The 23,037-nt window shown below is 59.3% G+C and carries 21 protein-coding genes, 1 tRNA gene, 1 pseudogene and 1 riboswitch; of the genes and pseudogenes, 16 read left to right on the plus strand and 7 right to left on the minus strand.

Annotated elements, in window-relative coordinates; translation table 11 throughout:
- Position 1 precedes the first annotated feature (1 nt).
- From ND528_RS15530 to ND528_RS15540, 3 genes are all read right to left on the minus strand, one after another.
- Positions 2–856, minus strand: a complete 855-nt coding sequence (locus ND528_RS15530; RefSeq protein ID WP_263470659.1) for a hypothetical protein — start codon at positions 854–856, stop codon at positions 2–4.
- A 1-nt stretch (position 857) separates the two neighbouring features.
- On the minus strand, positions 858–2,102 hold the full coding sequence (locus ND528_RS15535) for a glycosyltransferase family 4 protein (RefSeq protein ID WP_263470660.1): 1,245 nt from the start codon (positions 2,100–2,102) through the stop codon (positions 858–860).
- A 196-nt stretch (positions 2,103–2,298) separates the two neighbouring features.
- The gene (locus ND528_RS15540) at positions 2,299–2,703 is read right to left on the minus strand and encodes a hypothetical protein (protein ID WP_130910879.1); all 405 of its coding nucleotides are present in this window, start codon (positions 2,701–2,703) and stop codon (positions 2,299–2,301) included.
- Positions 2,704–3,053: 350 nt separating this feature from the next.
- A riboswitch (guanidine-I (ykkC/yxkD leader) is annotated at positions 3,054–3,154 on the plus strand.
- Positions 3,155–3,217: 63 nt separating this feature from the next.
- Between ND528_RS15540 and ND528_RS15545 the strand changes: the two genes are divergently transcribed.
- The 15 genes and pseudogenes from ND528_RS15545 to ND528_RS15615 form a co-directional block, all read left to right on the plus strand.
- Positions 3,218–4,285: a putative urea ABC transporter substrate-binding protein gene (locus tag ND528_RS15545; RefSeq protein ID WP_130910878.1), complete on the plus strand. Its 1,068-nt coding sequence runs from the start codon at positions 3,218–3,220 to the stop codon at positions 4,283–4,285.
- 18 nt (positions 4,286–4,303) lie between these two features.
- Complete coding sequence (locus ND528_RS15550; protein WP_024011982.1) at positions 4,304–5,119, plus strand: ABC transporter permease; 816 nt, start codon at positions 4,304–4,306, stop codon at positions 5,117–5,119.
- Positions 5,116–5,898, plus strand: a complete 783-nt coding sequence (locus ND528_RS15555; protein ID WP_263470661.1) for an ABC transporter ATP-binding protein — start codon at positions 5,116–5,118, stop codon at positions 5,896–5,898. Before ND528_RS15550 ends, ND528_RS15555 begins: the two co-directional genes overlap by 4 nt.
- A gap of 13 nt (positions 5,899–5,911) precedes the next feature.
- Positions 5,912–6,637, plus strand: coding sequence for an urea amidolyase associated protein UAAP1 (locus ND528_RS15560; RefSeq protein WP_263470662.1), 726 nt, complete (start codon positions 5,912–5,914; stop codon positions 6,635–6,637).
- An 11-nt stretch (positions 6,638–6,648) separates the two neighbouring features.
- A complete protein-coding gene (locus tag ND528_RS15565; protein ID WP_130910876.1) occupies positions 6,649–7,290 on the plus strand; it encodes an urea amidolyase associated protein UAAP2 in 642 nt (213 codons plus the stop codon).
- Between the two features lie 283 nt (positions 7,291–7,573).
- Positions 7,574–11,221: an urea carboxylase gene (gene uca, locus ND528_RS15570; protein WP_263470663.1), complete on the plus strand. Its 3,648-nt coding sequence runs from the start codon at positions 7,574–7,576 to the stop codon at positions 11,219–11,221.
- 25 nt (positions 11,222–11,246) lie between these two features.
- On the plus strand, positions 11,247–13,019 hold the full coding sequence (atzF, locus tag ND528_RS15575; protein WP_263470664.1) for an allophanate hydrolase: 1,773 nt from the start codon (positions 11,247–11,249) through the stop codon (positions 13,017–13,019).
- 217 nt (positions 13,020–13,236) lie between these two features.
- Complete coding sequence (locus ND528_RS15580; protein WP_263470665.1) at positions 13,237–14,724, plus strand: sensor domain-containing diguanylate cyclase; 1,488 nt, start codon at positions 13,237–13,239, stop codon at positions 14,722–14,724.
- On the plus strand, positions 14,717–14,947 hold the full coding sequence (locus tag ND528_RS15585; RefSeq protein ID WP_122691678.1) for a cysteine-rich CWC family protein: 231 nt from the start codon (positions 14,717–14,719) through the stop codon (positions 14,945–14,947). The genes ND528_RS15580 and ND528_RS15585 overlap by 8 nt, the downstream gene beginning before the upstream one ends.
- 33 nt (positions 14,948–14,980) lie before the next feature.
- Complete coding sequence (locus ND528_RS15590) at positions 14,981–15,673, plus strand: pseudouridine synthase (RefSeq protein WP_263470666.1); 693 nt, start codon at positions 14,981–14,983, stop codon at positions 15,671–15,673.
- Between the two features lie 316 nt (positions 15,674–15,989).
- Entirely contained in the window at positions 15,990–16,874 is an 885-nt protein-coding gene (locus ND528_RS15595; protein WP_212615492.1) for an alpha/beta fold hydrolase, read from the plus strand.
- 157 nt (positions 16,875–17,031) lie between these two features.
- Positions 17,032–17,105 (plus strand) — tRNA-Gly (locus ND528_RS15600).
- 484 nt (positions 17,106–17,589) lie between these two features.
- Positions 17,590–17,721 carry a type II toxin-antitoxin system HicA family toxin gene (locus ND528_RS15605; protein WP_189664097.1) on the plus strand — a complete coding sequence of 44 codons (132 nt, stop codon included), beginning with the start codon at positions 17,590–17,592 and terminating at the stop codon, positions 17,719–17,721.
- A gap of 35 nt (positions 17,722–17,756) precedes the next feature.
- Positions 17,757–18,164, plus strand: coding sequence for a type II toxin-antitoxin system HicB family antitoxin (locus ND528_RS15610; protein ID WP_024011974.1), 408 nt, complete (start codon positions 17,757–17,759; stop codon positions 18,162–18,164).
- A gap of 59 nt (positions 18,165–18,223) precedes the next feature.
- Positions 18,224–18,451 (plus strand): annotated as a pseudogene (locus ND528_RS15615) (helix-turn-helix domain-containing protein); the annotation flags it as partial.
- Positions 18,452–18,975: 524 nt separating this feature from the next.
- Here the strand turns inward: ND528_RS15615 and tam are convergent.
- Positions 18,976–19,746 (minus strand): trans-aconitate 2-methyltransferase, encoded by a 771-nt coding sequence (tam, locus tag ND528_RS15620; RefSeq protein ID WP_263470667.1) that lies wholly within the window; start codon positions 19,744–19,746, stop codon positions 18,976–18,978.
- Between the two features lie 108 nt (positions 19,747–19,854).
- Positions 19,855–20,940, minus strand: coding sequence for a type I restriction endonuclease (locus ND528_RS15625; RefSeq protein ID WP_122700025.1), 1,086 nt, complete (start codon positions 20,938–20,940; stop codon positions 19,855–19,857).
- A gap of 219 nt (positions 20,941–21,159) precedes the next feature.
- On the opposite strand from ND528_RS15625, the gene ND528_RS15630 reads away from it, so the two are divergent.
- On the plus strand, positions 21,160–21,570 hold the full coding sequence (locus tag ND528_RS15630) for a low affinity iron permease family protein (RefSeq protein WP_130910869.1): 411 nt from the start codon (positions 21,160–21,162) through the stop codon (positions 21,568–21,570).
- Between the two features lie 160 nt (positions 21,571–21,730).
- On the opposite strand, the gene ND528_RS15635 is transcribed toward ND528_RS15630, so the two are convergent.
- Both ND528_RS15635 and ND528_RS15640 read right to left on the minus strand, forming a co-directional pair.
- Positions 21,731–22,234, minus strand: a complete 504-nt coding sequence (locus ND528_RS15635; protein ID WP_039760848.1) for a DUF4142 domain-containing protein — start codon at positions 22,232–22,234, stop codon at positions 21,731–21,733.
- Positions 22,235–22,385: 151 nt separating this feature from the next.
- Positions 22,386–23,024 (minus strand): LysE family translocator, encoded by a 639-nt coding sequence (locus ND528_RS15640; RefSeq protein WP_263470668.1) that lies wholly within the window; start codon positions 23,022–23,024, stop codon positions 22,386–22,388.
- Between the last annotated feature and the right edge of the window lie 13 nt (positions 23,025–23,037).

The following is a 23,037-nucleotide window of genomic DNA, read 5'->3' on the forward strand; positions in this document are numbered from 1 at the left end:
GTTACTTCCTTGTAATAACAGAGCGTGAAAGATAGTCACTGAGATATTTGAGCATCTCAGGTGCTTCGCGTAATGACGCTAATCCGAGTCCTACGCTACCGTGCCCCCCGGCAAAGTCGAAGTTATCCAGATTGATATTGCAGAAGAAATTCAGTTTGCCGAAATCAAGATTTTCCAATTCAGTTCTGCTGAACCTTGCCAGTTTCTCGTCAGTCAGTTTTTCCTCCGCCGCCGGGCGTATCAAACCGTCACAGTTGATCAACCGAGGGGTTCCATCTCGCCGCGGCCAGCCACTAATGACAAACGTTCTAACCGAGTCTTCATTCTTGAAATGCGGCGGAGGTGCATCCAGCCAAATCTCCAGCCCCGGATAATTCTTTAGTTTCACAATCAACTCATCCGGCCAGTTGACGTGCCGATAACCGCGCTCATGGGGTTCGGTGGTTTCTTTTCTGGTAAAAAGCCCGGCATTCAATTTATAAAGCCGCCAGCTTTCGGGGATCGGTTCCATGCGCTGATCCTGGTACCGGTGCAGCCCCGTCCCGGTCCACCAGAACAGCCCCTTCAGAGCAATCGCCAGACACGCTTTCTTGTTCACCATTTCAGGCATGCCAACGTAAAACTCAGGAATCAGCGTCTTATCTATATAGGCGCCGCCTAATATCGGCACTTGCTGCATGCTCGCCAGTTTGTTCTGGCAAGCTTTCTCGTTTGCCTGGTGAATAGCCGCCGACTCGGCCGATTGTTCTTTGCGAATATAAAATTCCGCTACGCAATAACAGACATAAAAGAACAATCCATACTTCAATAACTTTTTAAACCACTTGATCGCCTGCTTACGCGACTTCCTGGACATTTCAAACCTCCCGCTCAAACTGCGGAACGGTTGGTATGTCGTTATGCCCGGTTATCGCGCTTGCGAAAACCTCAAAATATTGGTTCACGCCCGATTCCACACTGAACCGACCTGCCGTCAACTTCGCGGCGCTGGCAAGACCATCGTACTCACCTGCCGACTTCAAAACCTTGCTTACACTTCTGGCAATTTCTTGATGGTCAAAGAAATCCACCAATATGCCATTAGCCCCCTCGACAATGACTTCCCTTACCGGAGCCGTATCCGACGCAACAACCACACAACCGGACGCCATCGCCTCCAGTAACGACCAGGACAAGACAAACGGATACGTCAAATAGACATGAACTTTCGAACACTGCAGAACCGCTCGATAAGTCTGGTAAGGAAGTTTCCCTGTGAAATGCACTCTGGAGTGATCGAAACTGACCTCCGCCTCCATCCTGCTGCGCCAATCCGGGTACCCGACCGGCTTACTCCCATAACTGACACCATCACCGCCAACCACTATGATCTGCGCATCGGGGCACTCGGCCTGAACAAGCGGGATCGCTCGCATGAAACTGTGAAAGCCGCGATAAGGCTCAAGGTTTCTGGCGATATAGGTAACGATCGGCTGTCCGGCTTTGAGCTCGATTCCATTGGGCAATCTGACTGCCCCGACTTTCGCCAGGTCATAACTTTGAACCACACCTTCATGGATGACCCGAATCGCCGACCGGTAAGCGGCCGGAAACAGGCTGCGCTGCCACTGGGTCGGCGCGATTGCGATATCACATTGTTGAAGATTCAACAGATGCAGCGAGTTGAGCACGCGTAGCCGTGACGACTCCCTTGCGGCTCGGCGGAATTCAGGGTCGAACCCGCAATCGGCGCCCTGCGCTCGATAGTAATACTCGCAATAGTGAACAAGCGGCGTATCGGGGTAGACGTCCTTGGCGAACAGCGTTTCTCCCCATCCGGGATGAGCAAGAATTACATCTGGCTGATAACCCGAACGTTTCAGCCGGCCCAGAATTTCAAAAACCTCGTGCCCGTCAATCACTGCTTGTTCGTAGCGGATCAGATACGGGTGAATATTGCCGGGCGCTCGCCCCGTCGCTCGATATCGATGGGTGTTCACACCGGCGACGCCCGGTGCCGTGTCCCGGCCTATCGCCACAACCTCATCACCGCGCTCCAGCGCCGCCAGCACCACATGACGGAACTGACCGGGAAAATTTTGGTGAATAACCAGAAGCTTCATAGCGCTAAACGTCCATTTTTCGCCGCTATCGAGCTGAGAATTGCTCGCCTCGTTCGGCATCCACGAACGCTAACAAACACCACGAAATGAAACTGTAGGACGCTTCCGGGATTGTCCTAGGAGATGGCCAACGAAAGGACTTTTCGACGGGCAAAAAAAAGCGGCGCTTGATGCGCCGCTTGTTCGTTGCGGTGATTTACCAGCGGTTGCCACGGCCGTTGTAGTCACGGCGACCGCTGTGACGATCGTAGTTGCCGCGACCGCGGTGGTCATTGTCCCAACCGCCGCGACGGTGGCCGTCCCAGCGTCCGCGATCATTGCCGTGCCAGCGACGGCTTTCGTAATAACGCGGGGCCGGTTGATAGTGCCTTGGCGCCTGATAATAACGCGGTTGCTGGTAGTACCGCGGCGCTGGCTGGTAGTAGCGCGGCTGAGTGTAATAAGTGCCGCCGCTGCGGTAATAGGAGCCGCCACCGCTGTAATAGGCCGGTGCGGGTGATGTGTAGACCTCTGACCTGTAGTAGCTGTCTCCGTATGAATAAGGGACGCATCCGCCAAGGGAAAAAAGCATCACGGCAAGCAATAGGATTCGGCGATACATGGCGGCCTCCTGGACCGCGGGTTGGCCACACCAGCGACGCTGGCAGGCGACCGTCAGCAATTGCGTGACTGTCGAAGAATCAGACAGCGTTTTCGGAATCTGGTGCGTTCCTGCAACAAGTTGAAACAAGTGATTATGAAATCTTGTTTATCCGCAAAATCAGCGACCAGTGAACCTTAAACGCGCTGCATGACGGTGCAACCGCGCACCACCACGATGCGCTATCGATCGCCCCGCTCGTCTCGACAATCCAGCAGATCCCCGCCCCAGAGGCCTCGGCGCGACTTGGCACGTCTCTCGCTTTAACAAACCCGTGCAGGAGTCATCACAGGTTCGCGGCACCACAATTTGCAATGGCTGACTAGGGTTCCGGCTCGCAAGCGCGAGTGGCTGGTCCGAGAGTTGGCGACCTCCAGTTGAGGTTACACGGCGGGACAAAAGCCCGGGAGACAAGCCACCGTTCGCGGTGCCGCGTTGCCTTCCTGTCCGCCCTCGATCAACTGGAGAATCCGCAATGATCCGACTACGTTTCCCCGCCCTGCTCGCCGCCGCTTTCGCCGCGCTCATCAGCACGCAGCCTTCCGCCGCCCAGAAAGACCACTTCAGCGTGTGCTGGACGATCTACGCCGGCTGGATGCCATGGGAATACGCCGGCAGCCAGGGCATCGTCGACAAATGGGCGAAGAAATACGGGATCAAGATCGACGTCGTGCAGCTCAACGACTACGTCGAATCAATCAACCAGTACACCGCCGGCCAGTTCGACGGCTGCACCATGACCAACATGGATGCACTGACCATTCCCGCTGCCGGTGGCGTCGACAGCACCGCGTTGATCGTCAGCGATTTCTCCAATGGCAACGACGGCATCGTGCTCAAAGGCGAAGGTAAAAAAGTCGCTGATCTGAAAGGCATGGACGTCAATCTGGTCGAGCTGTCGGTCTCGCATTACCTGCTGGCTCGCGCGCTGGACTCGGTGGACCTGACCGAGAAAGACCTGAAAGTGGTCAACACCTCCGACGCCGACATTGCCGCCGCGTTCAACACCGACGACGTCAACGCCGTGACCACCTGGAACCCGATGCTCTCGGATATCAAGGCCAAACCCGGCGTCACCGAAGTGTTCAATTCCAGCCAGATCCCCGGCGAGATCATGGACATGATGGTGGTCAACAGCGCCACCCTCAAAGACAACCCGGCACTGGGCAAAGCGCTGACCGGGGCGTGGTTCGAAGTGGTCGCTTTGATGAACGCGAAAAATGCCGCGAGCAAAGCTGCGCTGGAACACATGGCCAAGGCCTCGGGTACTGATCTCGCCGGCTTCCAGGCGCAACTGGACACCACAAAACTGTTCGCCACGCCGAGCGAAGCGCTGAATTTCGCCACCAGCAAACAACTGCCGGACACCATGCGCAAGGTCGCCGAATTCTCCTTCGAGCACGGCCTGCTCGGCGAAGGCGCGAAGGACCCGAGCGCGGTCGGCATGTCCTTCGCCAACGGCGTGACCAGCGGCGACACCGCCAATCTCAAGCTGCGTTTCGATCCGACTTACGTGCAGATGGCCGCCGACGCCAAGCTGTAAGCCACGGAGGATTTGGCCATGCGCCTGATCAATCGCCACCCTGATCGCCCGAGTCGCCTGTTGCTGGTGATCCTGCCGTTCGCGCTGGTGCTGTTCGCCTATTTCACAGGCTCGGCCGAGCGCCTGGCGGACAACCCCAACGACAAACTGCTGCCCAGCGCCGTGCAGATGAGCGACGCGGTAAAACGCCTGGCCTTCAACGCCGACAGCCGCACCGGTGAATACCTGCTGTGGCAAGACACTGCGTCCAGTCTGCGGCGTTTGGCCATCGGCCTCGGCATCGCGGCGCTGGCGGGTCTTTGCCTCGGTATTGCGGCGGGCACCCTGCCGCTGTTCGGCGCGCCGTTGTCGCCGTTGCTGACGGTGCTGTCGATGGTGCCGCCGCTGGCGATCCTGCCGATTCTGTTCATCGTCTTCGGCCTGGGCGAGTTGTCGAAAGTCATGCTGATCGTGATTGGCATCACCCCGGCGCTGGCGCGGGATCTGGAACAGCGTGCCCGTGACATTCCAGTCGAACTGCTGATCAAGGCGCAGACCCTCGGCGCCTCGACCTGGACGCTGATGCTGCGCGTGGTCTTGCCGCAGCTGTTGCCGCGCTTGCTGATCTCGCTGCGCTTGATGCTCGGTTCGGCGTGGCTGTTCCTGATTGCCGCCGAAGCGATCGCCTCCACCGATGGCCTCGGCTACCGGATCTTTCTGGTGCGGCGCTACCTCGCCATGGACGTGATCCTGCCCTACGTGGTGTGGATCACCCTGCTCGCCTGGCTGATGGACTGGGGCTTGAAACAGCTGACCCAGCGCGCTTTCCCCTGGTACGAGGGGGCGGCGAAATGAGCTTCATCACGGTGAAAAACGTCTGGCAGCAGTACGCCGATCAAGTGGTTCTGGAAGGCTTGAACCTGAGCGTCAACGAAGGCGAATTCTGCACCTTGGTCGGCGCCTCCGGTTGCGGCAAATCGACCTTCCTGCGCCTGCTGCTCGGCCAGGAAAGCGCCAGTCGCGGGGAGATTCTGCTCGACGGCCAGCCCTTGGCCAGCGAGCCGGATGCCAGCCGTGGCGTGGTCTTTCAGCGCTACTCGGTGTTCCCGCACCTGAGCGTGCTCGACAACGTCGCCCTCGGTCTCGAATTGCCGCGTGCGCCCTTGCTTGGCCGGCTGTTCGGCAACGCCAAACGCGATGCTCGCGAGCAGGCTGCAGCCCTGCTGACAAAAGTCGGCCTCGGCCATCCGCTGGACAAGTACCCGGCACAGCTGTCCGGAGGCATGCAGCAACGATTGGCCATCGCCCAGGCGCTGATCATGAAGCCGCGTGTGTTGCTGCTCGACGAGCCCTTCGGCGCACTCGATCCGGGCATTCGCAAAGACATGCACGCGCTGCTGCTGGAGCTGTGGCGCGAGACGCAACTGACGGTGTTCATGGTCACCCACGACCTGTCCGAAGGCTTCAGCCTCGGCACGCGTCTGCTGGTGTTCGACAAGGTGCGCCTCGACCCGCACGCCCCCGGCGCCTATGGCGCTCGCATCACTTACGACATCCCGTTGAACAGCGACCGCCGCGCCCAGCGCGCCGCCGTCGAGGCCCTGCCGCTGGCGGGCACCCTTCGCACTGCTTGAGAGGACTGCTCCAATGACTGATTCAATCCAACTCTTCCCACCCTTCGCTGAAGAACTGCTGCCGGGCGGCGGCCACCGTTCATTCGTGCTCAAGCGCGGCCAATTGCTGCGCCTGACTGACCTGCGCGGTGGCGCCAATGTCAGCCTGACCTTGCTCAATGCCAATGAAAAAACCGAGCGGCTGAACCTGCCCGACAGCCTCAAATGCCAACACACCGCCAAGCTCACCGCCGGCCACTGCCTGTACTCGGACATGGGCCGCGTGCTCGCCGCGATCACCGCCGACACCTGCGGCTGGAGCGACAGCCTCGGCGGTGTGCTGTGCGCGCAAGAGGTCGCAGAAAAATACGGCCAGGGCCGCTACCAGGAACTGCGCAACGGCTTCTTTCGCAACGGCACCGACAACCTGCTGTTGGAGCTCGGCAAGTGGGGCCTGGGCCTGTCCGACCTGCTGATGACCCTCAATCTGTTCAGCCGCGTGAACGTCGATGAGGCCGGGCGTTTCCACTTCGTCGAGGGCAATTCGAAGGCCGGCGACTACATCGAGTTGTATGCGCCGATGGACACCCTGGTGGTGCTCACCGCCCTGCAACATCCGATGGACCCGTCCCCCGAATACGCCCCGAAACCCTTGAAGCTGAGCTGGATGAACGCCGACGCCAGCGTCGCCGAACACTGCCGCACTTCGCGCCCGGAAAACGAGCGCGGCTTTATCAACACCGACCGTTTGTTCGCCTGAGGATCGCAGCCATGTCACTCGCAATCGCCACTTCGCACAAGCAAGCCGACAGCGCGATCTACCGCGCGACCATTCCCGCCGGCGAGCCTTGGCTGATGGAGGTCAAGGCCGGGCAGACCCTGCGCATCCTCGATCTGGAAGGCAATCAGGCAGTCGACACCTTGTTCTACAGCCTCGCCAACCCCAAGGAACGCTACGATGTACAACGCACCTTGCGCCGGCAGAACAGCGTCTACCTGAGCACCGGCAGCGTGCTGTATTCCAACCTCGGCCAGCCGATGCTGACCATCGTTGCCGACACTTGCGGGCGCCACGACACCCTCGGCGGCGCCTGCGCGCAAGAGAGCAACACCGTGCGCTACGCCCTGGAAAAACGCTACATGCACAGCTGCCGCGACAACTACCTGCGCGCCTGCGCCCACGACGGTCGTCTGGGCAAAAGCGACATCGGCCCGAACATCAATTTCTTCATGAACGTGCCGGTAACGGCGGATGGCGGGCTGACGTTCGAGGACGGTATTTCGGCGCCGGGCAAGTACGTCGACTTGCGCGCGGAGATGGACGTCATCGTGCTGATTTCCAACTGCCCGCAGCTGAACAACCCGTGCAATGCCTACAACCCGACCCCGGCGGAGTTGCTGGTATGGAACTGACCATCAGCCGTTTACGCCGTTGGCTTTTTGCACTGTGCCAGGCGCGTTCCGGGCAGTGCCTGAAATCCACCAGACAACCCTGAACCCTGTGGGAGCGAGCCTGCTCGCGAATGCGCCGTGTCATTCAGCATTGATGTGGCTGATCCACCGCCTTCGCGAGCAGGCTCGCTCCCACAGGGGGTTTGTGGTGGGTTTGAGTGAAGTGTGTTTTTTCCATCCGGGACGGCCCGGATGTCTGTCAAAAAACAGCGGGACGGCCCGCTCCCCCTTCAGGGGTTATGCCATGTTCGAAAAAATCCTGATCGCCAACCGTGGCGCGATTGCCTGTCGCATCCTGCGCACGATCAACGTGCTGAAGGCCCAAGGCGTAGCCGTGTATTCAGAAGCCGATGCTGCCAGCCTGCACATCTCCCAGGCCGCTGAAGCGCACAGCCTCGGCGAAGGCGCGGCGTCCGCGACGTATCTGGCGGTCGACAAAATCCTCACGATCGCCAAACAAAGCGGCGCCACGGCGATTCATTCCGGCTACGGATTTCTCTCGGAGAACGCAGCGTTCGCCGAAGCCTGCGAAGCGCAGGGCATCGCCTTCATCGGCCCGACGCCGGAGCAATTGCGGGTGTTCGGCCTCAAGCACACTGCTCGCGCGTTGGCCAAACAGCACGGCGTACCGATGCTCGAAGGCACCGACCTGCTCGACAGCCTCGATTGCGCGCTGAGCGCCGCCGAACAGGTCGGCTACCCGGTGATGCTGAAAAGCACCGCTGGCGGCGGTGGCATCGGCATGCGCGTGTGCCGCAGCGCCAGTGAATTGAGCGAATCATTCGAAGCGGTGAAACGCCTCGGTCAGAACAACTTCAGCGACGCCGGGGTGTTCATCGAGAAGTACATCGAACGCGCGCGGCATTTGGAAGTGCAGGTGTTCGGCGACGGCTGCGGTGAAGTCATCGCTCTCGGCGTGCGCGACTGTTCAGTGCAGCGGCGCAACCAGAAAGTCCTCGAAGAAACCCCGGCGCCAAACCTGCCAGAAGGCATGGCCGATGAGCTGTGCGCAGCGGCGATCAAACTGGCGCAAGCGGTGAATTACCGCAGCGCCGGCACCGTCGAATTCGTCTTCGACAGCGAGGCCCAGCGCTTCTATTTTCTCGAAGTGAACACACGCTTGCAGGTCGAGCACGGCGTCACCGAACAAGTGTGGGACGTGGATCTGGTGCGCTGGATGATCGAGCTGGCCGCCGGTGATCTGCCGCCGCTGAATGAGTTGTATCAGGGCCTGGAACCGCAGGGCCATGCGATTCAGGCACGTCTGTACGCGGAAGATCCGGGGCGTGATTTCCAGCCGAGCCCGGGCCTGCTGACCGCTGTGCAATTCCCGCCAGCCAACGGCGTTGAGTTGCGCATCGACACCTGGGTCGAGGCCGGCGTGGAAATCCCGCCGTATTTCGACCCGATGATCGCCAAGCTCATCGCGTGGGCGCCGAGCCGCGAACGGGCTCGCGCCGAACTCCATCAGGCATTGGGCGACAGCCTGCTGTATGGCGTGGAAACCAACCGCGATTACCTGCGGCAGATTCTGCTCGATCCTCCATTCGCCAGCGGTCAGCCGTGGACCCGTTGCCTGGAAAATCTGCTGTATCTCGCCAACACCTTCGAAGTGCTCAGCGCCGGCACGCAGACCAGCGTGCAGGACTATCCCGGACGCCTCGGTTACTGGGCCGTCGGCGTGCCACCCTCGGGGCCGATGGACAGCCGAGCGCTGCGCCTGGGCAATCGTCTGCTCGGCAATGAACAAGGCGCCGCCGCACTGGAAATCACCATGAGCGGGCCGATCCTGCGCTTCAATTGTGACGCGGTGGTCGCGGTGACCGGCGCGCCGATTGCCTTGACCCTTGACGCTGAACCGGTGCCGATGAACACCGCGCTGCTGATCCCGGCCGGCGCGACGTTGCAGCTGGACAGCATCAGCGGCGCCGGCGCGCGCAGTTATCTGTGCCTGCGCGGCGGCGTGCAGGTGCCGGATTATCTGGGCAGCAAAAGTACCTTCACCCTCGGCCAGTTTGGCGGGCATGGCGGTCGCGCGTTGAGGGCCGGTGACGTGTTGCATGTGCCGGCATTGACCGAGCGCAGCGTCGGCCAGCAACTGGCCGAACAGCACATCACGGCGCTGCCGAGCGTGCGCCAGATACGGGTGATCTACGGCCCGCACGGCGCGCCGGAATACTTCAGCGAAAACTACATCGCCACGTTCTTTGTGACCCAGTGGGAAGTGCATTTCAACTCCAGCCGCACCGGCGTGCGCCTGATCGGACCGAAGCCTGAGTGGGTGCGTGAGGATGGCGGTGAAGCGGGTCTGCACCCGTCGAACATCCATGACAATCCGTATGCGATTGGCGCGGTGGATTTCACCGGGGACATGCCGGTGATCCTCGGCCCGGATGGCCCGAGCCTGGGTGGGTTTGTCTGCCCGGTGACGGTGATCGAGGCGGACCTGTGGCAGCTGGGGCAGCTCAAGGCGGGCGATAAAATTCAGTTCATTCCCGTCGACCTCAAGACCGCCCGCGATCTCGCCCTGAAATGGGATGCCCCCTGTGGGAGCGAGCCTGCTCGCGAAAGCGTCGGCAAAGACAAATCGATATTGACTGACACGGCCTCTTCGCGAGCAGGCTCGCTCCCACAGGGTTTGGTGTCGCCTGTGGTGTTGGCGTTGGGCCAAGGCGATCAGCGACTGGTTGCACGGGTTTCTGGCGACACTCATTTACTGCTGGAAATCGGCGCGCCGGAGCTCGATCTGGTCCTGCGCTTTCGCGCCCACGCGCTGATGCAGGCGCTGGAAAGCCAAGCCCTGCATGGGGTGATCGACCTCACCCCGGGCATTCGCTCGCTGCAGGTGCACTACCAGCCCGAGCAACTGCCGCTGGCCGATCTGCTCGGCATCATCGCCGGCGAATGGGACGCGGTGTGCGCCGCCAAGGACTTGCAAGTGCCGTCGCGCATCGTGCACTTGCCGCTGTCGTGGGACGACCCGGCCTGTCAGTTGGCGATCGAGAAATACATGACCACCGTGCGCAAGGACGCGCCGTGGTGCCCGAGCAATCTGGAGTTCATCCGGCGCATCAACGACCTGCCGAATCTCGACGAAGTGCAGCGCACGGTGTTCGATGCGAGCTATCTGGTGTTGGGCCTTGGCGATGTTTACCTCGGCGCGCCGGTGGCCACCCCGCTCGACCCGCGTCATCGTCTGGTGACCACCAAGTACAACCCGGCACGTACCTGGACCGCCGAGAATTCGGTGGGCATCGGCGGGGCCTACATGTGTGTGTACGGCATGGAAGGCCCGGGCGGTTATCAGTTTGTCGGGCGCACTCTGCAGATGTGGAATCGCTATCGCGAAGTCGCCGCGTTCGATGGCAAACCGTGGCTGCTGCGCTTCTTCGATCAGATCCGCTTCTATCCGGTCAGCGCCGAAGAACTGCTGCGCATCCGCCGCGATTTTCCCCTGGGGCGCTTCGATCTGAACATCGAACACAGCCAGCTCAACCTCGCCGACTATCAGGCATTTCTCAGTCAGGAAGCCGAGGGCATCAGCGCTTTCCGTGCGCAACAACAGGGCGCGTTCAAGGCTGAACGCGAGCGCTGGATCGCCAGCGGCCAGGCGCATTTCGACAGCGAAGAAGCCGTGCCTGACGCCAGCGAAGAAGCACCGCTGCAAAGCGGTGAACACAGCGTCGACAGCCAGATCGCCGGCAATCTCTGGCAGGTGCAAGTCGAGACCGGCCAGCGCGTCGCGGCGGGCGATGTGCTGGTGATTCTCGAGTCAATGAAGATGGAAATCCCTGTGCTCGCGCCGCTGGCCGGTGTGGTGCGAGAGATCCGCGTGCAACCCGGTTCGGCGGTGCGCGCCGGACAACGGGTGGTGGTGCTGGAACTCGACTGAAGCCATTTTTTATGAGGATCAACCGATGAATCTGCAACTCGATGCACTGCGCCAGGCCTATCGCAATGGCGACACCACACCGCGCCAACTGCTGCTGCAATTGCGCGAAAAAGCCGCTGCCCTGAATCCCGACTATCACCTGTTCATTCACTTGCTCAGCGTCGATGAACTGGAGCCGTATCTGGCCGCCCTCGACGGTCGTGACCTCGACAGTCTGCCGCTGTATGGCGTGCCGTTCGCGATCAAGGACAACATCGATCTGGCCGGCATTCCCACCACAGCCGCGTGCCCGGCGTTTGCCTATGTGCCGCAGCAGTCGGCGACCATCGTCGAGCAGCTGTTGGCGCTGGGGGCGATTCCGCTGGGCAAGACCAATCTTGATCAGTTCGCCACCGGCCTCAATGGCAGCCGCTCACCTTATGGTGCGTGCCCGAACAGCGTTTTGCCCGAATATCCGTCTGGCGGCTCCAGCGCCGGCTCGTCGCTGGCGGTAGCGTTGGGTGTGGCGAGTTTTGCCTTGGGCACTGACACCGCCGGTTCCGGGCGAGTGCCGGCGGCGCTGAATAATCTGGTGGGATTGAAGGCGAGCAAAGGCCTGATCTCCACCGCCGGCGTGCTGCCGGCGTGCCGCACGCTGGACTGCGTAACCACCTTCACCGCCACTGCTCGCGAGGCCAGTCAGTTGCTGGCGTTGACGGCAAAACACGATCCCCGCGATGAATACAGCCGGCCCAATCCGGCATGGAACGACAGCTCGGCATTCGGCGCGCCACGACCGTTTCGCTTCGGCGTGCCACGGGCGCAGGACGTTGAATTTTTCGGCTGCAACGAAGGGCCGCAACTGTTCGCAGCGGCCATCGAACGGCTCAAGGCACTGGGTGGCGAAGCGGTCGAACTGGACCTGTCGCCATTTCTCGAAGCAGCGCGTCTGCTCTACGACGGGCCTTGGGTCGCCGAGCGTTACAGCGTCGCCGGTGAGCTGATGGAGCAGAATCCCGAAGCGGTGCTGCCAGTGATCCGAGCGGTGCTGGCCAAGGCTCCGGCAGTGACCGGCGTGCAGACCTTTCGCGCGCAATATCGATTGCAGGCGCTGAAGGCCCTCTGCGACGAGGCCCTCGAAAATCTCGACTGCGTACTGACGCCGACCATCGGCCGTCCAGTGACCCTGGCCGAACTTCAGGCCGAGCCGGTGCTGCGCAATTCCGAACTCGGCTATTACACCAACTTCATGAACCTGCTCGACTACGCCGCCGTCGCCGTGCCGACCGCATTCATGAGCAATGGTCTGCCGTGGGGCGTGACGTTGTTCGGGCGGGTGTTTACCGATCAGTATCTGTTGAGCGTGGCCGATGCCTTGCAGCGCCAGCAGGACAGTGCCCTGCCAGCTCCGGCGAACGCTGCGCGCAATGACCGCGCTCGATTGGTAGTGTGTGGCGCGCACCTGCAAGGGCTGGCGCTGAACTGGCAATTGACTCAACGTGGCGGGCGCTTGCTGGAAACCACTTTCAGTTCGCCGGACTATCGACTGCACGCCCTCGCCGGCGGCCCGCCATTGCGGCCGGGCATGGTGCGGGTCAAGGACGGCGGCGTGGCGATTGCCGTGGAGGTTTGGGAGTTGCCGAGCAGTGAGCTGGGCTCGTTTCTCACCGGGATTCCGGCGCCGCTGGGACTGGGCAAGGTGCAACTGGCGGATGGGCGCTGGGAGAGCGGGTTTATCTGTGAGCCGTATGGCCTGGAGGATGCGGTGGATATCAGTCATTTGGGGGGATGGCGGGCATACCTCAAAACCCTGGCCTGAATCTGTCGCCCTGTGGGAGCGAGCCTGCTCGCGAATGCGGTATGTCATTCAACATGGATGTGGCTGACCCACCGCTTTCGCGAGCAGGCTCGCTCCCACAGGTTCTGGCGCACCACCCCCGAATAAAGGAACGACCATTCACGCCGCACAGGGAGCAGTTATTTGCGCGCAGTGCCACTAGAATGCATCCCATCGGGCCACTGCCAACGGATCTGCCATGCCGCTTCGTTCTCCCTTGTACTCGCAACGTTCACTGGTGCTCACCCTGGTCGCCCTGCTCGGCGCCGGCTTTCTCGCTACGTCACTGTTGAGCTATTTCGCCTCCCGCGCGTCGATCCGCGACAACATCGTCAACACCGAACTGCCGCTGACCTCCGACACGGTCTATTCGGAAATCCAGAAAGACCTGGTCCGGCCGATCCTGATTTCCTCGATGATGTCCCGCGATACATTCATGCGCGACTGGGTGGTCAATGGCGAACAGAATCCCGAGCAGATGACCCGCTATCTCGACGAGGTCATGACCCATTACGGCGCCTACACGGCGTTCTTCGTTTCCAATGCCACGCTCACCTACTACCACGCCAAAGGCGTGCTCAAACAGGTCAAAGTCGATGAGCCGCGCGACACCTGGTACTTCCGCGTGCGCGACATGCAGGACCCGTACGAGATCAACGTCGACCCGGATCTGGCCAACAGGGACAACCTGACGTTCTTCATCAACTACAAGGTCTACGACTACCACAACCGCTTCATCGGGGCGGCGGGCGTGGGCCTGACGGTGGACGCGGTGATCAAGCTGATCGACAAGTATCAACAGCGCTATCAACGCAGCGTGTACTTCGTCGACACCTTCGGCCGCCTCGTGTTGACCGGTGCCGAGGGTGGCCCGGAAGGCGCGCACATCGGCCAGAGTCTTGGCGAACTGGAGAGCATGAAAAGTCTGGTCAGCCAATTGCCCAAGCCACACAGCGGCAGCTACGAGTATTCCACTCAGGGCCAGGGGCATTTTCTCAACGTGCGGTTTATCCCCGAGTTGAACTGGTACCTGTTCGTCGATAAACGCGAGGACGGCGCGCTGAGCGAGATCCGCCAGTCGCTGTATCTCAATCTGCTGATCTGCCTGCTGGTGACGTTGATCGTGCTGGCGCTGCTCAATCGGGTGATCAAGCGCTTCCAGGCGAAGATTCAGGCGCACGCCACCCTCGACAGTCTCACTGAACTGCCGAACCGACGCGGCTTCGACATCCTCGCCGCGCAAGCGCTGCACGAGGCCCAACGGGAAACCAAGCCGCTGACCGCGTTGCTGCTCGACCTCGACCACTTCAAAGCCTTGAACGACACCTATGGCCACATGGCTGGCGATCAGGTGTTGATCGGTTTCGCCCGCGACCTGCAAAGTTGCCTGCGCCACGCCGACATCGTCTGCCGCTGGGGCGGTGAAGAGTTCATCGTTCTGTTGAAAGACACCGACGGTGAGACCGGGCAGAAAATCGCCGAGAAAATCCGTCAACACGTCGAGCAACACGAATATGCCTACGATGGCCACAGCCTGCATCTGACCGTGAGCATCGGCGCCACCACCGTGCAACGCGATGACACCTTGCACAGCTTGCTGTCCCGGGCCGATCATGCGATGTACCGCGCCAAGCAAACCGGGCGCAACCGCACCTGCATGGAAATGCCCCACTCGACCTATGCCTGATAACGACGTCAAACCCGACCACTGCCCGGCCTGCGGCGCCCGCAACGATTGCAGCCTCGCCGACCCGCGCACCGCCGACCGCGAATGCTGGTGCTATGGCGTGACCATCGACCCGGCGGTGCTCGACGCGCTGCCGGCCGCGCTGCGCAATCAAGCCTGCCTGTGCCCGCGCTGCGCACAGGTCGAAGCGCAACTGCAAGCAGGCCGGCGGCCGATCCCGTAAGATGCGCGGCCCTTTGTCCGTTGAATCCTGACCATGCGCGTCGACCGTTTCCTCAGCAATCTGCCCCGCTACAACCGTCAGCAGGTTCGCCTGTTGCTGGTGGAAAAGCGCGTGCGGATTGACGGAAAAGTCGTCAGCGACCCGCACAGTGAGGTGCTGGAATTCAGTCGGGTCGAAGTCGATGATGAGGTGCTGCAAAGCGGTAAACCGGCGCGCTATTTCATGCTGCACAAACCGCCGGGCTGCGTCAGCGCCACCCGCGATCCGCAGCATGCAACCGTGCTCGACCTGCTCGATGAACCGCACAAGGACGATCTGCACATCGCCGGACGTCTGGATTTCAATACCACCGGGCTGATGCTGATCACCAATGACGGCACCTGGTCGCGACGCCTGACGCAGCCGCAAACCAAACTGCCGAAGGTCTATTACGTCGAAACCGAACAGGACATCGACCCGAGCTACGCGCTGAAATTTGCCAAAGGCATTTACTTCGCTTTTGAAGATCTGACCACGCAACCGGCGCAACTGGAGCTGCTCGGCCCACGCTCGGCGCGACTGAGTATCGTTGAAGGCCGCTACCATCAGGTCAAGCGCATGTTTAGTTTCTTCAACAACAAAGTCCTGCGCCTGCACCGCGAATCCATCGGCGAACTGACCCTCGATCACGCGCTAAAACCGGGCGAGTACCGCGCTTTGCGCACCGAAGAGATTCATTTGTTCTAAGCCGGCGACCGCTCAGCCGAAGTTGTCGAACAATTCGCCGACGCCACTTGCGTGATCCTGAGTCCCCTGCTTGAATCAGGACGTCGGCCGAAATGTGACCGATGAGTCACCACATACTTCCAAGAAACTTTTTGTCGGTCGTCTGCCCTCAAGGGCTGCGCCTCAGCCGGCAATCTGCCCGCCAATAACAACACCCGTCGACCTGCCTTACCGGATCGACATGGGCCAGCAAATTTCAGGCGTATGCCTACCTGTCACAAAGCTCGTGCAATCTCGATTGCGCGCATACCCGCTTGCTTGCCAGGAGTCTTATGACATGAGGCCAGAAATCGCTGTGCTGGATATACAGGGTCAGTATCGGGTCTACACGGAGTTCTATCGCGCAGACGCCGCAGAAAAGACCATCATTCTGGTCAACGGCTCGATGGCCACGACTGCGTCGTTTGCACAGACCGTGAAAAACCTGCACCCGCAATTCAACGTGGTCTGCTACGACCAGCCCTACGCGGGCCGCTCAAAAGCCCACAACCGGCATGAGAAACATCTGACGAAGGAAGTCGAAGGGCAGATTCTGCTGGAACTGATCGATCACTTCGCCGCCGAACACGTGCTGTCGTTCTCCTGGGGCGGCGCCGCCACCCTGGTCGCCCTCGCCCAGCAACCGCGGCGCATTGAAAAAGCCGTGATCAGCTCGTTCTCACCGGTGATCAATGCGCACATGCTCGATTACCTCGAGCGCGGCGTCGATTACCTCGGCAGCCGCGACGGCGACCGGGTCGGCCATCTGGTCAACAACACCATCGGCAAACACCTGCCGTCGCTGTTCAAGCGCTTCAACTATCGCCACGTCAGCAGCCTCGCCGAGCATGAATACGGACAGATGCACTTTCACATCAACGACGTGCTGCACAGCGACCGGCAGTGCTATGTGAATGCGGCGAAAAAAATCAACGTGCCGGTGCTGTTTCTCAACGGCGAATGGGACGAATACACTGCCGCCGAGGACGCGCGCCTGTTCGGCAATCACGTCGCGCACAGCAGCTTCACCACCCTGCAAGCCACCGGGCACTTTCTCGACATGGAGCACAAAGCCGCCTGCCGCGACAGCCAGAACGCCCTGCTCGGCTTTCTGAAACCTGCGCCGCAAGCCAGCCGAACGCGCTACTCGTTTGTGCAGGATCAACATGCACTGGCCATTTGAAACAGCGTCATCGCGGGCAAGGCTGCAAGCTTGAAGTGCCTGTTGCACCGGCGCAGCCCTTGCTCGCGATCGACCGATTTCTGCGCGGCAAAGCCCTCGCAGAGAAAAGAAAACTTCAAATCCGTGGCCGAGTCTGGTACAAAGTCAGCCGCTCTGAGCGGGTATAGTTTAGTGGTAGAACGAAAGCTTCCCAAGCTTTAGATGAGGGTTCGATTCCCTCTACCCGCTCCACCGAATATTGATCTCGCGTTGTGTTGTCCGACGAGGGATGCAGGAATAGAAAAGACCGGCATTGATGGCCGGTTTTTTTGTGTCTGGAAGTTGGTGAAAGACAATTTCCAAGGAAAAGCCTTCAGCTCCAAAAAGAACCCCAGCGACTCTGAAAATCATCCAGAGAAGGATCGCTACCAACGTCGCCCTCCTTCGTTGAAACGACGGGTAAGCTCGCTCTATCAGTCGCAATGACTGGCTGAGCGATCTGCTTTCATTTTGCGGCGTAAATGTCACCGCAAAACACTGCAACACAACCATCGTTCCTCCAAACACGCGCGGCCTAGACTGGGTTGACCACCTCGCCGGACGCCACAATGGCTGAACGGTAGCAAGTCTATTGATCTGTAGAATTCAGTAGGTATAGTAACCACCAAGCACACCACAGGGAGGTGTTGTGAACAGCCGTTTTTTAATCGGATAACTCGTCGCGGACGGTTGGTTTCTGGTACGTATTCGGGGCAGTCATCATCACTTCAAACATCCAACCAAACCAGGATTGGTAACAGTGCCGCATCCAAAAAAGGATCTGCTCAAAAAAACGGCCATCAGTATTTTGCAACAGGCCATGCTCTGAATCCGTTCTCAGCGTTGCCTTGGAGGATCACGAACATGCTTTACCCGATTGCGATTTCAATAGGCGACGAGGAACACGCTTGGGGAGTTGAAGTGCCGGACATTCCTGGCTGCTTTTCTGCCGGCGACGACCTTGATGACGCTGTCGCCATGGCGCGCGAGGCGATCGAAGGTCATTTCGAAATTCTGGCAGACGACGGTGCGCCGATTCCATCGGCCAGCAAATTGAGCCTGCATGTCGCCAATCCGCAGTACGCCGGATGTGCGTGGGCGGTAGTGGATATCGACGTGGTCAAATACCTGGGCAAAGCACAGAAGCTCAACATCACTCTGCCGGGGCACTTGCTCAATCGCATTGATGAGTACGTGTTGCATCATCCTGAGGAGAAAAGCCGATCGGGGTTTCTGGCTTCGGCGGCGTTGAAAGTCTTGCAGCAGGGTTAAAAAATTCTTACTGCCCAACCGGCTCTCAGTCGCCGGTTTTTTCATGTCTGACGTTTGGGGAAATTCTCGCTCTGCTGATTGAAAAGTATGAGGAGCAGCATTTTCCGATGCAGCCCTCTGATCCCATTGAAGCCATCAAATTCCGTATGGATCAGCAAGGCTTGACGCCGCGGGATCTCGAGTCCTTTATTGGCACCAGTGGCCATGTTTCGGAAGTATTGAACCGCAAGCGCAAGCTGAGTCTGGCAATGATCAAACGTCTGCACGATGGCTTGCGTATTCCTTAGCAGACCGGTAGGAAGTCCAAAACCCGGCTCACCCGAGGGTGCCATGTGCACAGCCCCATCAAGTGCAGGCGAAGCCTGACTGGAAGGTACATGTGCAACCGTTGGTCAATCCAGGCCGGGCTGCTAAACCCGATCACTGGAAATCAGTGACGCGAACCAAGTTACCGACCGCCCGCCAGCCGCACAAGCAGGCGGATTCTGGCGTACCGGTAGGCAGCGGCGCAAGGATTTGTAGGCATCGGGACGTAACGCGATTCGACTTTAAACAGCCATGGCGCACCACGTGTAAAAGCCTGAAAAACAGAGGGAAATTTCCGACGAGTTCAGCGTGAACGAGTTGAAAGGATGCCAGAGGACGGTGATGGTGGCGGTGCGGCGGTGATCGGGGTTCTGCGCCAAGAAGCCCCTCACCCTAACCCTCTCCCGAGGGAGAGGGGACCGATCGGGTTGTTCTTGCGAGTTACGCCGACCTGAACCAATGCGTCGAACTCACGATAAAAAACGAGCTAGACGAATGAATATTTTCAACGGGTCGCAACAATAAACAAACGTGGAAACGGCAACAGCACCGAGCCGTCAGCCAAGGCCGGATAAGCTTTGGCAACCTCCGCCAGATACCGTTGCAGATACTGCGCCCGCTCCTCCTCGGTCAATGGGCTCAGGAATGGAATCAACCCGCTACCCTTGAACCACTCCACCACCCCCGCCGCACCATCGCGAAGTTGGTGATGATAGGTGGTGCGCCACACATCGACCCGCGCGCAGTGCGGGCGCAGCATTGAAAAATACTCACTGGCACTGGCCATGTCGGTACGCTGCCCGGCAGCGTCTGCGAGCTTGCTCGCCCACGGCCCATTGGCGGCGACCTCACGCATCAAGCGGTGGGACGGTTCGTTGAGGTTGTCCGGCATCTGGATCGCCAGGCTGCCACCGTCTGAAAGCTTGCTCGCCAGGGCTGGCAGCAGCGAGGCGTGATCCGGCACCCATTGCAACACCGCATTGGCGAAGATCATATCGAACGGGCCTTCATCGGCCCACTTGTCGATCTCGGCCACCTCGAACTGCACATTGGGCAAGCGCTTGCGCGCGGCGGCGATCATGTCCGCCGAACTGTCCAGGCCACTGACCCTGGCCTCGGGAAAACGCTGCACCAGCAACTCGGTGGAATTGCCCGGCCCGCAACCAATATCCACCACCGCCCGGGCCTGTGCCGTGGGCACCGCCGCCAACAGATCACGGGCCGGGCGGGTGCGTTCATCCTCGAAAGCGACGTATTGCTGGGCAGACCAACTCATTGCGTTCTCCTGTTGGGTGTTCAATTGCTTTTCACGATACAGGCAGCATGAAAGGCAATTCCAGTGCGAACGTTGCATGAGGTGTCTGAGTGAACGGTCGACTCTCCATCAATCGTAATAGCCGACAGTTTTTTTCAGATGATCCGAGAACTCATAGATGTCATCTACCGAGTTGATCGCATGACGGGTCTCGTTTTTTTCTTCATCGAAGATGCCGAGATACTTTTGTGATCGATTGAAATGCAAACGGCAGATCGGTTTGCGATTATTGTCGTCCAGCAAGATACCGAAATAGCTCTGTGTATCGCGCTGAACAATTCGCTTGGCATCGACGACAGATCGAACCAACGCCCGAACGATGTGATAGCCCTCCAGCTCTTCCAGCGTTGTTAAAACCTTGTCATCTGATTCGTCACGCGGATCTACCGGATCAGTTCCGGCAGAAACTAATGGCAGGGAGGCCAACGCTGGCTGGATAGCGCCGCTCATGGCCGATTTGAGCCGATCATTGATCTGGTCATTCAAAAATTGACCGACAGCTTTTCTGGTCAGCTCGTGAAACTGGTCGCGCACTTTCTGCGTGATCACGCCGTCATAAACCCGAGAAGCGAAAACCTTTACAAAGTCATCGTCCGGCTTGCTGACCTGCGCGGCGAGGACCTTTTTGATTTGGCTGACATATTTCAACTCCCCCGCTGCGTTGATGATGGAATCAACATCAAAAGCTGACTTCGTCAACTTTACCAACTCGGGGACTGAATACTCATCAATGTCCAACAAATCCAATTCAAGGAACGGTTTCTCATCCATTTTGTTTGGCGCGTCCAGATCGGTGAAAAATTTATAGACTTGGCCGTTGGTAAGAATGGAGATTCGAGCGCTGGTGACATGGAAATATCGGAACAACTGTGAGGCGTGATTGATGTGCAACGGTTCACCGATCTTTTTGCATTCGATCAGAATCTGCACTTCCCCCTCTTTCATGATCGCGTAGTCGATCTTCTCGCCTTTTTTGGTGCCGATATCGCAGACGAATTCGGGGGTCACCTCAGTCGGGTCAAAAACGTCGTAACCCAGAACCGTGCTGATAAAAGGCATGACGAATGCATTTTTCGTTGCTTCTTCAGTCTGGATCGCAGCGCTCTGCAAGCGGACTTTTGCGGCTAGGCTGGCTAACTTTTCGAAGAATTCCATGAGGCGCCTCTTACGGGTTTCTATCCGTGGAATGAGCTGATGGCAGTTTGACTGCCATTTGATACTAGACCTAAACCTCCACAATGAAAGGTGTCCATATATAAGCCTAAGATTGGCAAGTCCTAACCCAGGTATTGAGTGAACGAAGAACTTGTAAACAGAATTTTCAGCGCAACGCCGATGTCTGAATTTCAAGCTCCCAAAACAAGGACTCCCATCATGAAATTCGCAAAAATTGCCCAAAAACTTGCCCTGTGGGCCGGTAGCCCGAAGACGTTCATGGGGGCGTTGATCCTGATCGGGTTGTGGGGTTTGAGCGGGCCGATTTTTGGTTACAACGACACTTGGCAACTGATCATCAATACTTCGACGACGATCATCACGTTCCTGATGGTGTTCCTGATTCAGAACACGCAGAACCGCGATACCGACATTCTGCACTTGAAACTCGATGAGCTGCTGCGGGTGAACAAGGAAGCGCAGAACGCGATGCTCGGGCTGGAGGCGCTGGATCTGAAGCAGCTAGAGGCACTGCGCCGGCATTACCGCGCGCTGGGTGAGAACCAAGTGTTTGATCTTGAGGGGCTTGGCGAAAAGAGCAAGCCAAAGCAGGATTTGAACGAGTGCTGAGCAAGTAAACACACCCTGTGGGAGCGAGCCTGCTCGCGAAGACGGAGGTCAGTCAAAACATCATTGACTGACACACCGCTTTCGCGAGCAGGCTCGCTCCCACAAAGGAAACATGCATTTCAACTGAAGGCTTCGTTCGCGCTGCAACAATACGGCGAAGTTAGCGACTGGCCTGCAACGCCCGGGCCTTCTCCAGATGGCTTTGCAGCTTCGGCAAGGTCTCATCGGCAAACGCTTTGATTTCCGGCACGTCGGTAGTCTGTGCCTGTTGCTCGATCTGGGTGATGGCCTCTTCGGTCGCCTTGACCTGGCTGGCGGCGTAAGCCTGATCGAATGTCGCGCCGTCCTTCACTTCCGGCATCAGCTCTTTGGCCTTGTCGGCGAGCTCTTCGCGAGGTGCGACCGGCAGGTCGAGCTTCTTGGCGATTTTCGCCAGGTGCTGGTTGGCTGTAGTGCGGTCGTTGATGACGACGATGGTGTAATCCTTGACCTCTTTGGATTCGGTCTTGCCGTGGGCCTGACGACTGGCTTCGATGTCAGCCATGCCTTTGGCGGAGGCATCGTTGATGAATTCGGCAGGCGACTGGGCGAACGCAGTGCTGGCGCACAGGCCCAGCAGAGTCGCAAAACTGGCATTACGTAAACGGGTGGCCATCCGGCTCATGGTCGCGCCCTCCTTCGTTGAAAATTCAAGCGGGCCGTGATTCGCCCGCTGCTCAAATGCTCGTTGCGGACAATTGTCCGCCTCAGTTAGGAATGCTTTGGCGTTCAAAGGTTTAGAAAAACTGACCCAGGCGCGACGAACGGCATGTGTATCAGCCCTTGTTCGGCAGCAAACCGGGCAGCGCGTGCAGCAGCGCATTGATGGCGAAGCCGATAAACATCACTCCGCATAAACGCGTGATGAGCAGTTCGTGACGCTGATACACGGTGCGCACCCGCTGCGCGCCAACCACGCCGATAAGGATGGCGTAGGCCAGCGCCCCGCCGATAAAACTCAGGGCGATCAGCGCCGGCAGCATCGACCAGTTGAGCAGTTCGGCGCGGCTCGACAGCAGCGCCGTGAAGGTCGCCACCGCCACCGGGTAGGCCTTGGGATTGGTCAGGCCGAAGACGATGCCGTGCCAGAACGGCTGTCGCGCCGCCCCTTGCGCCTCGTCGCCGCTGCGGCGTTGGGCACGCACCGCACGCCAGCCGAGCCAGAACAGGTACACCGCGCTGAGCACGCCGAGTACATCGAACGCGGTGCTACCGATCTCACGGGCGCCGACGATTGCCACCAGCGCGGTACTGCACCAGATCACGTCGCCGAGCAGATGCCCACACAGAAACCCCGCCCCGGCCCGCCGCCCATGGGCCGCGCCAATGCCGAACACCGCCAGCACGCCCGGCCCGGGGGTGATCCCGTAGATGAAACCCGAAGCCAGAACGGCCAACAGCAATGATGGAGTCATGGAAAACCTGCGA

Source organism: Pseudomonas mercuritolerans (assembly GCF_025706525.1).
Lineage (GTDB): Bacteria > Pseudomonadota > Gammaproteobacteria > Pseudomonadales > Pseudomonadaceae > Aquipseudomonas > Aquipseudomonas mercuritolerans.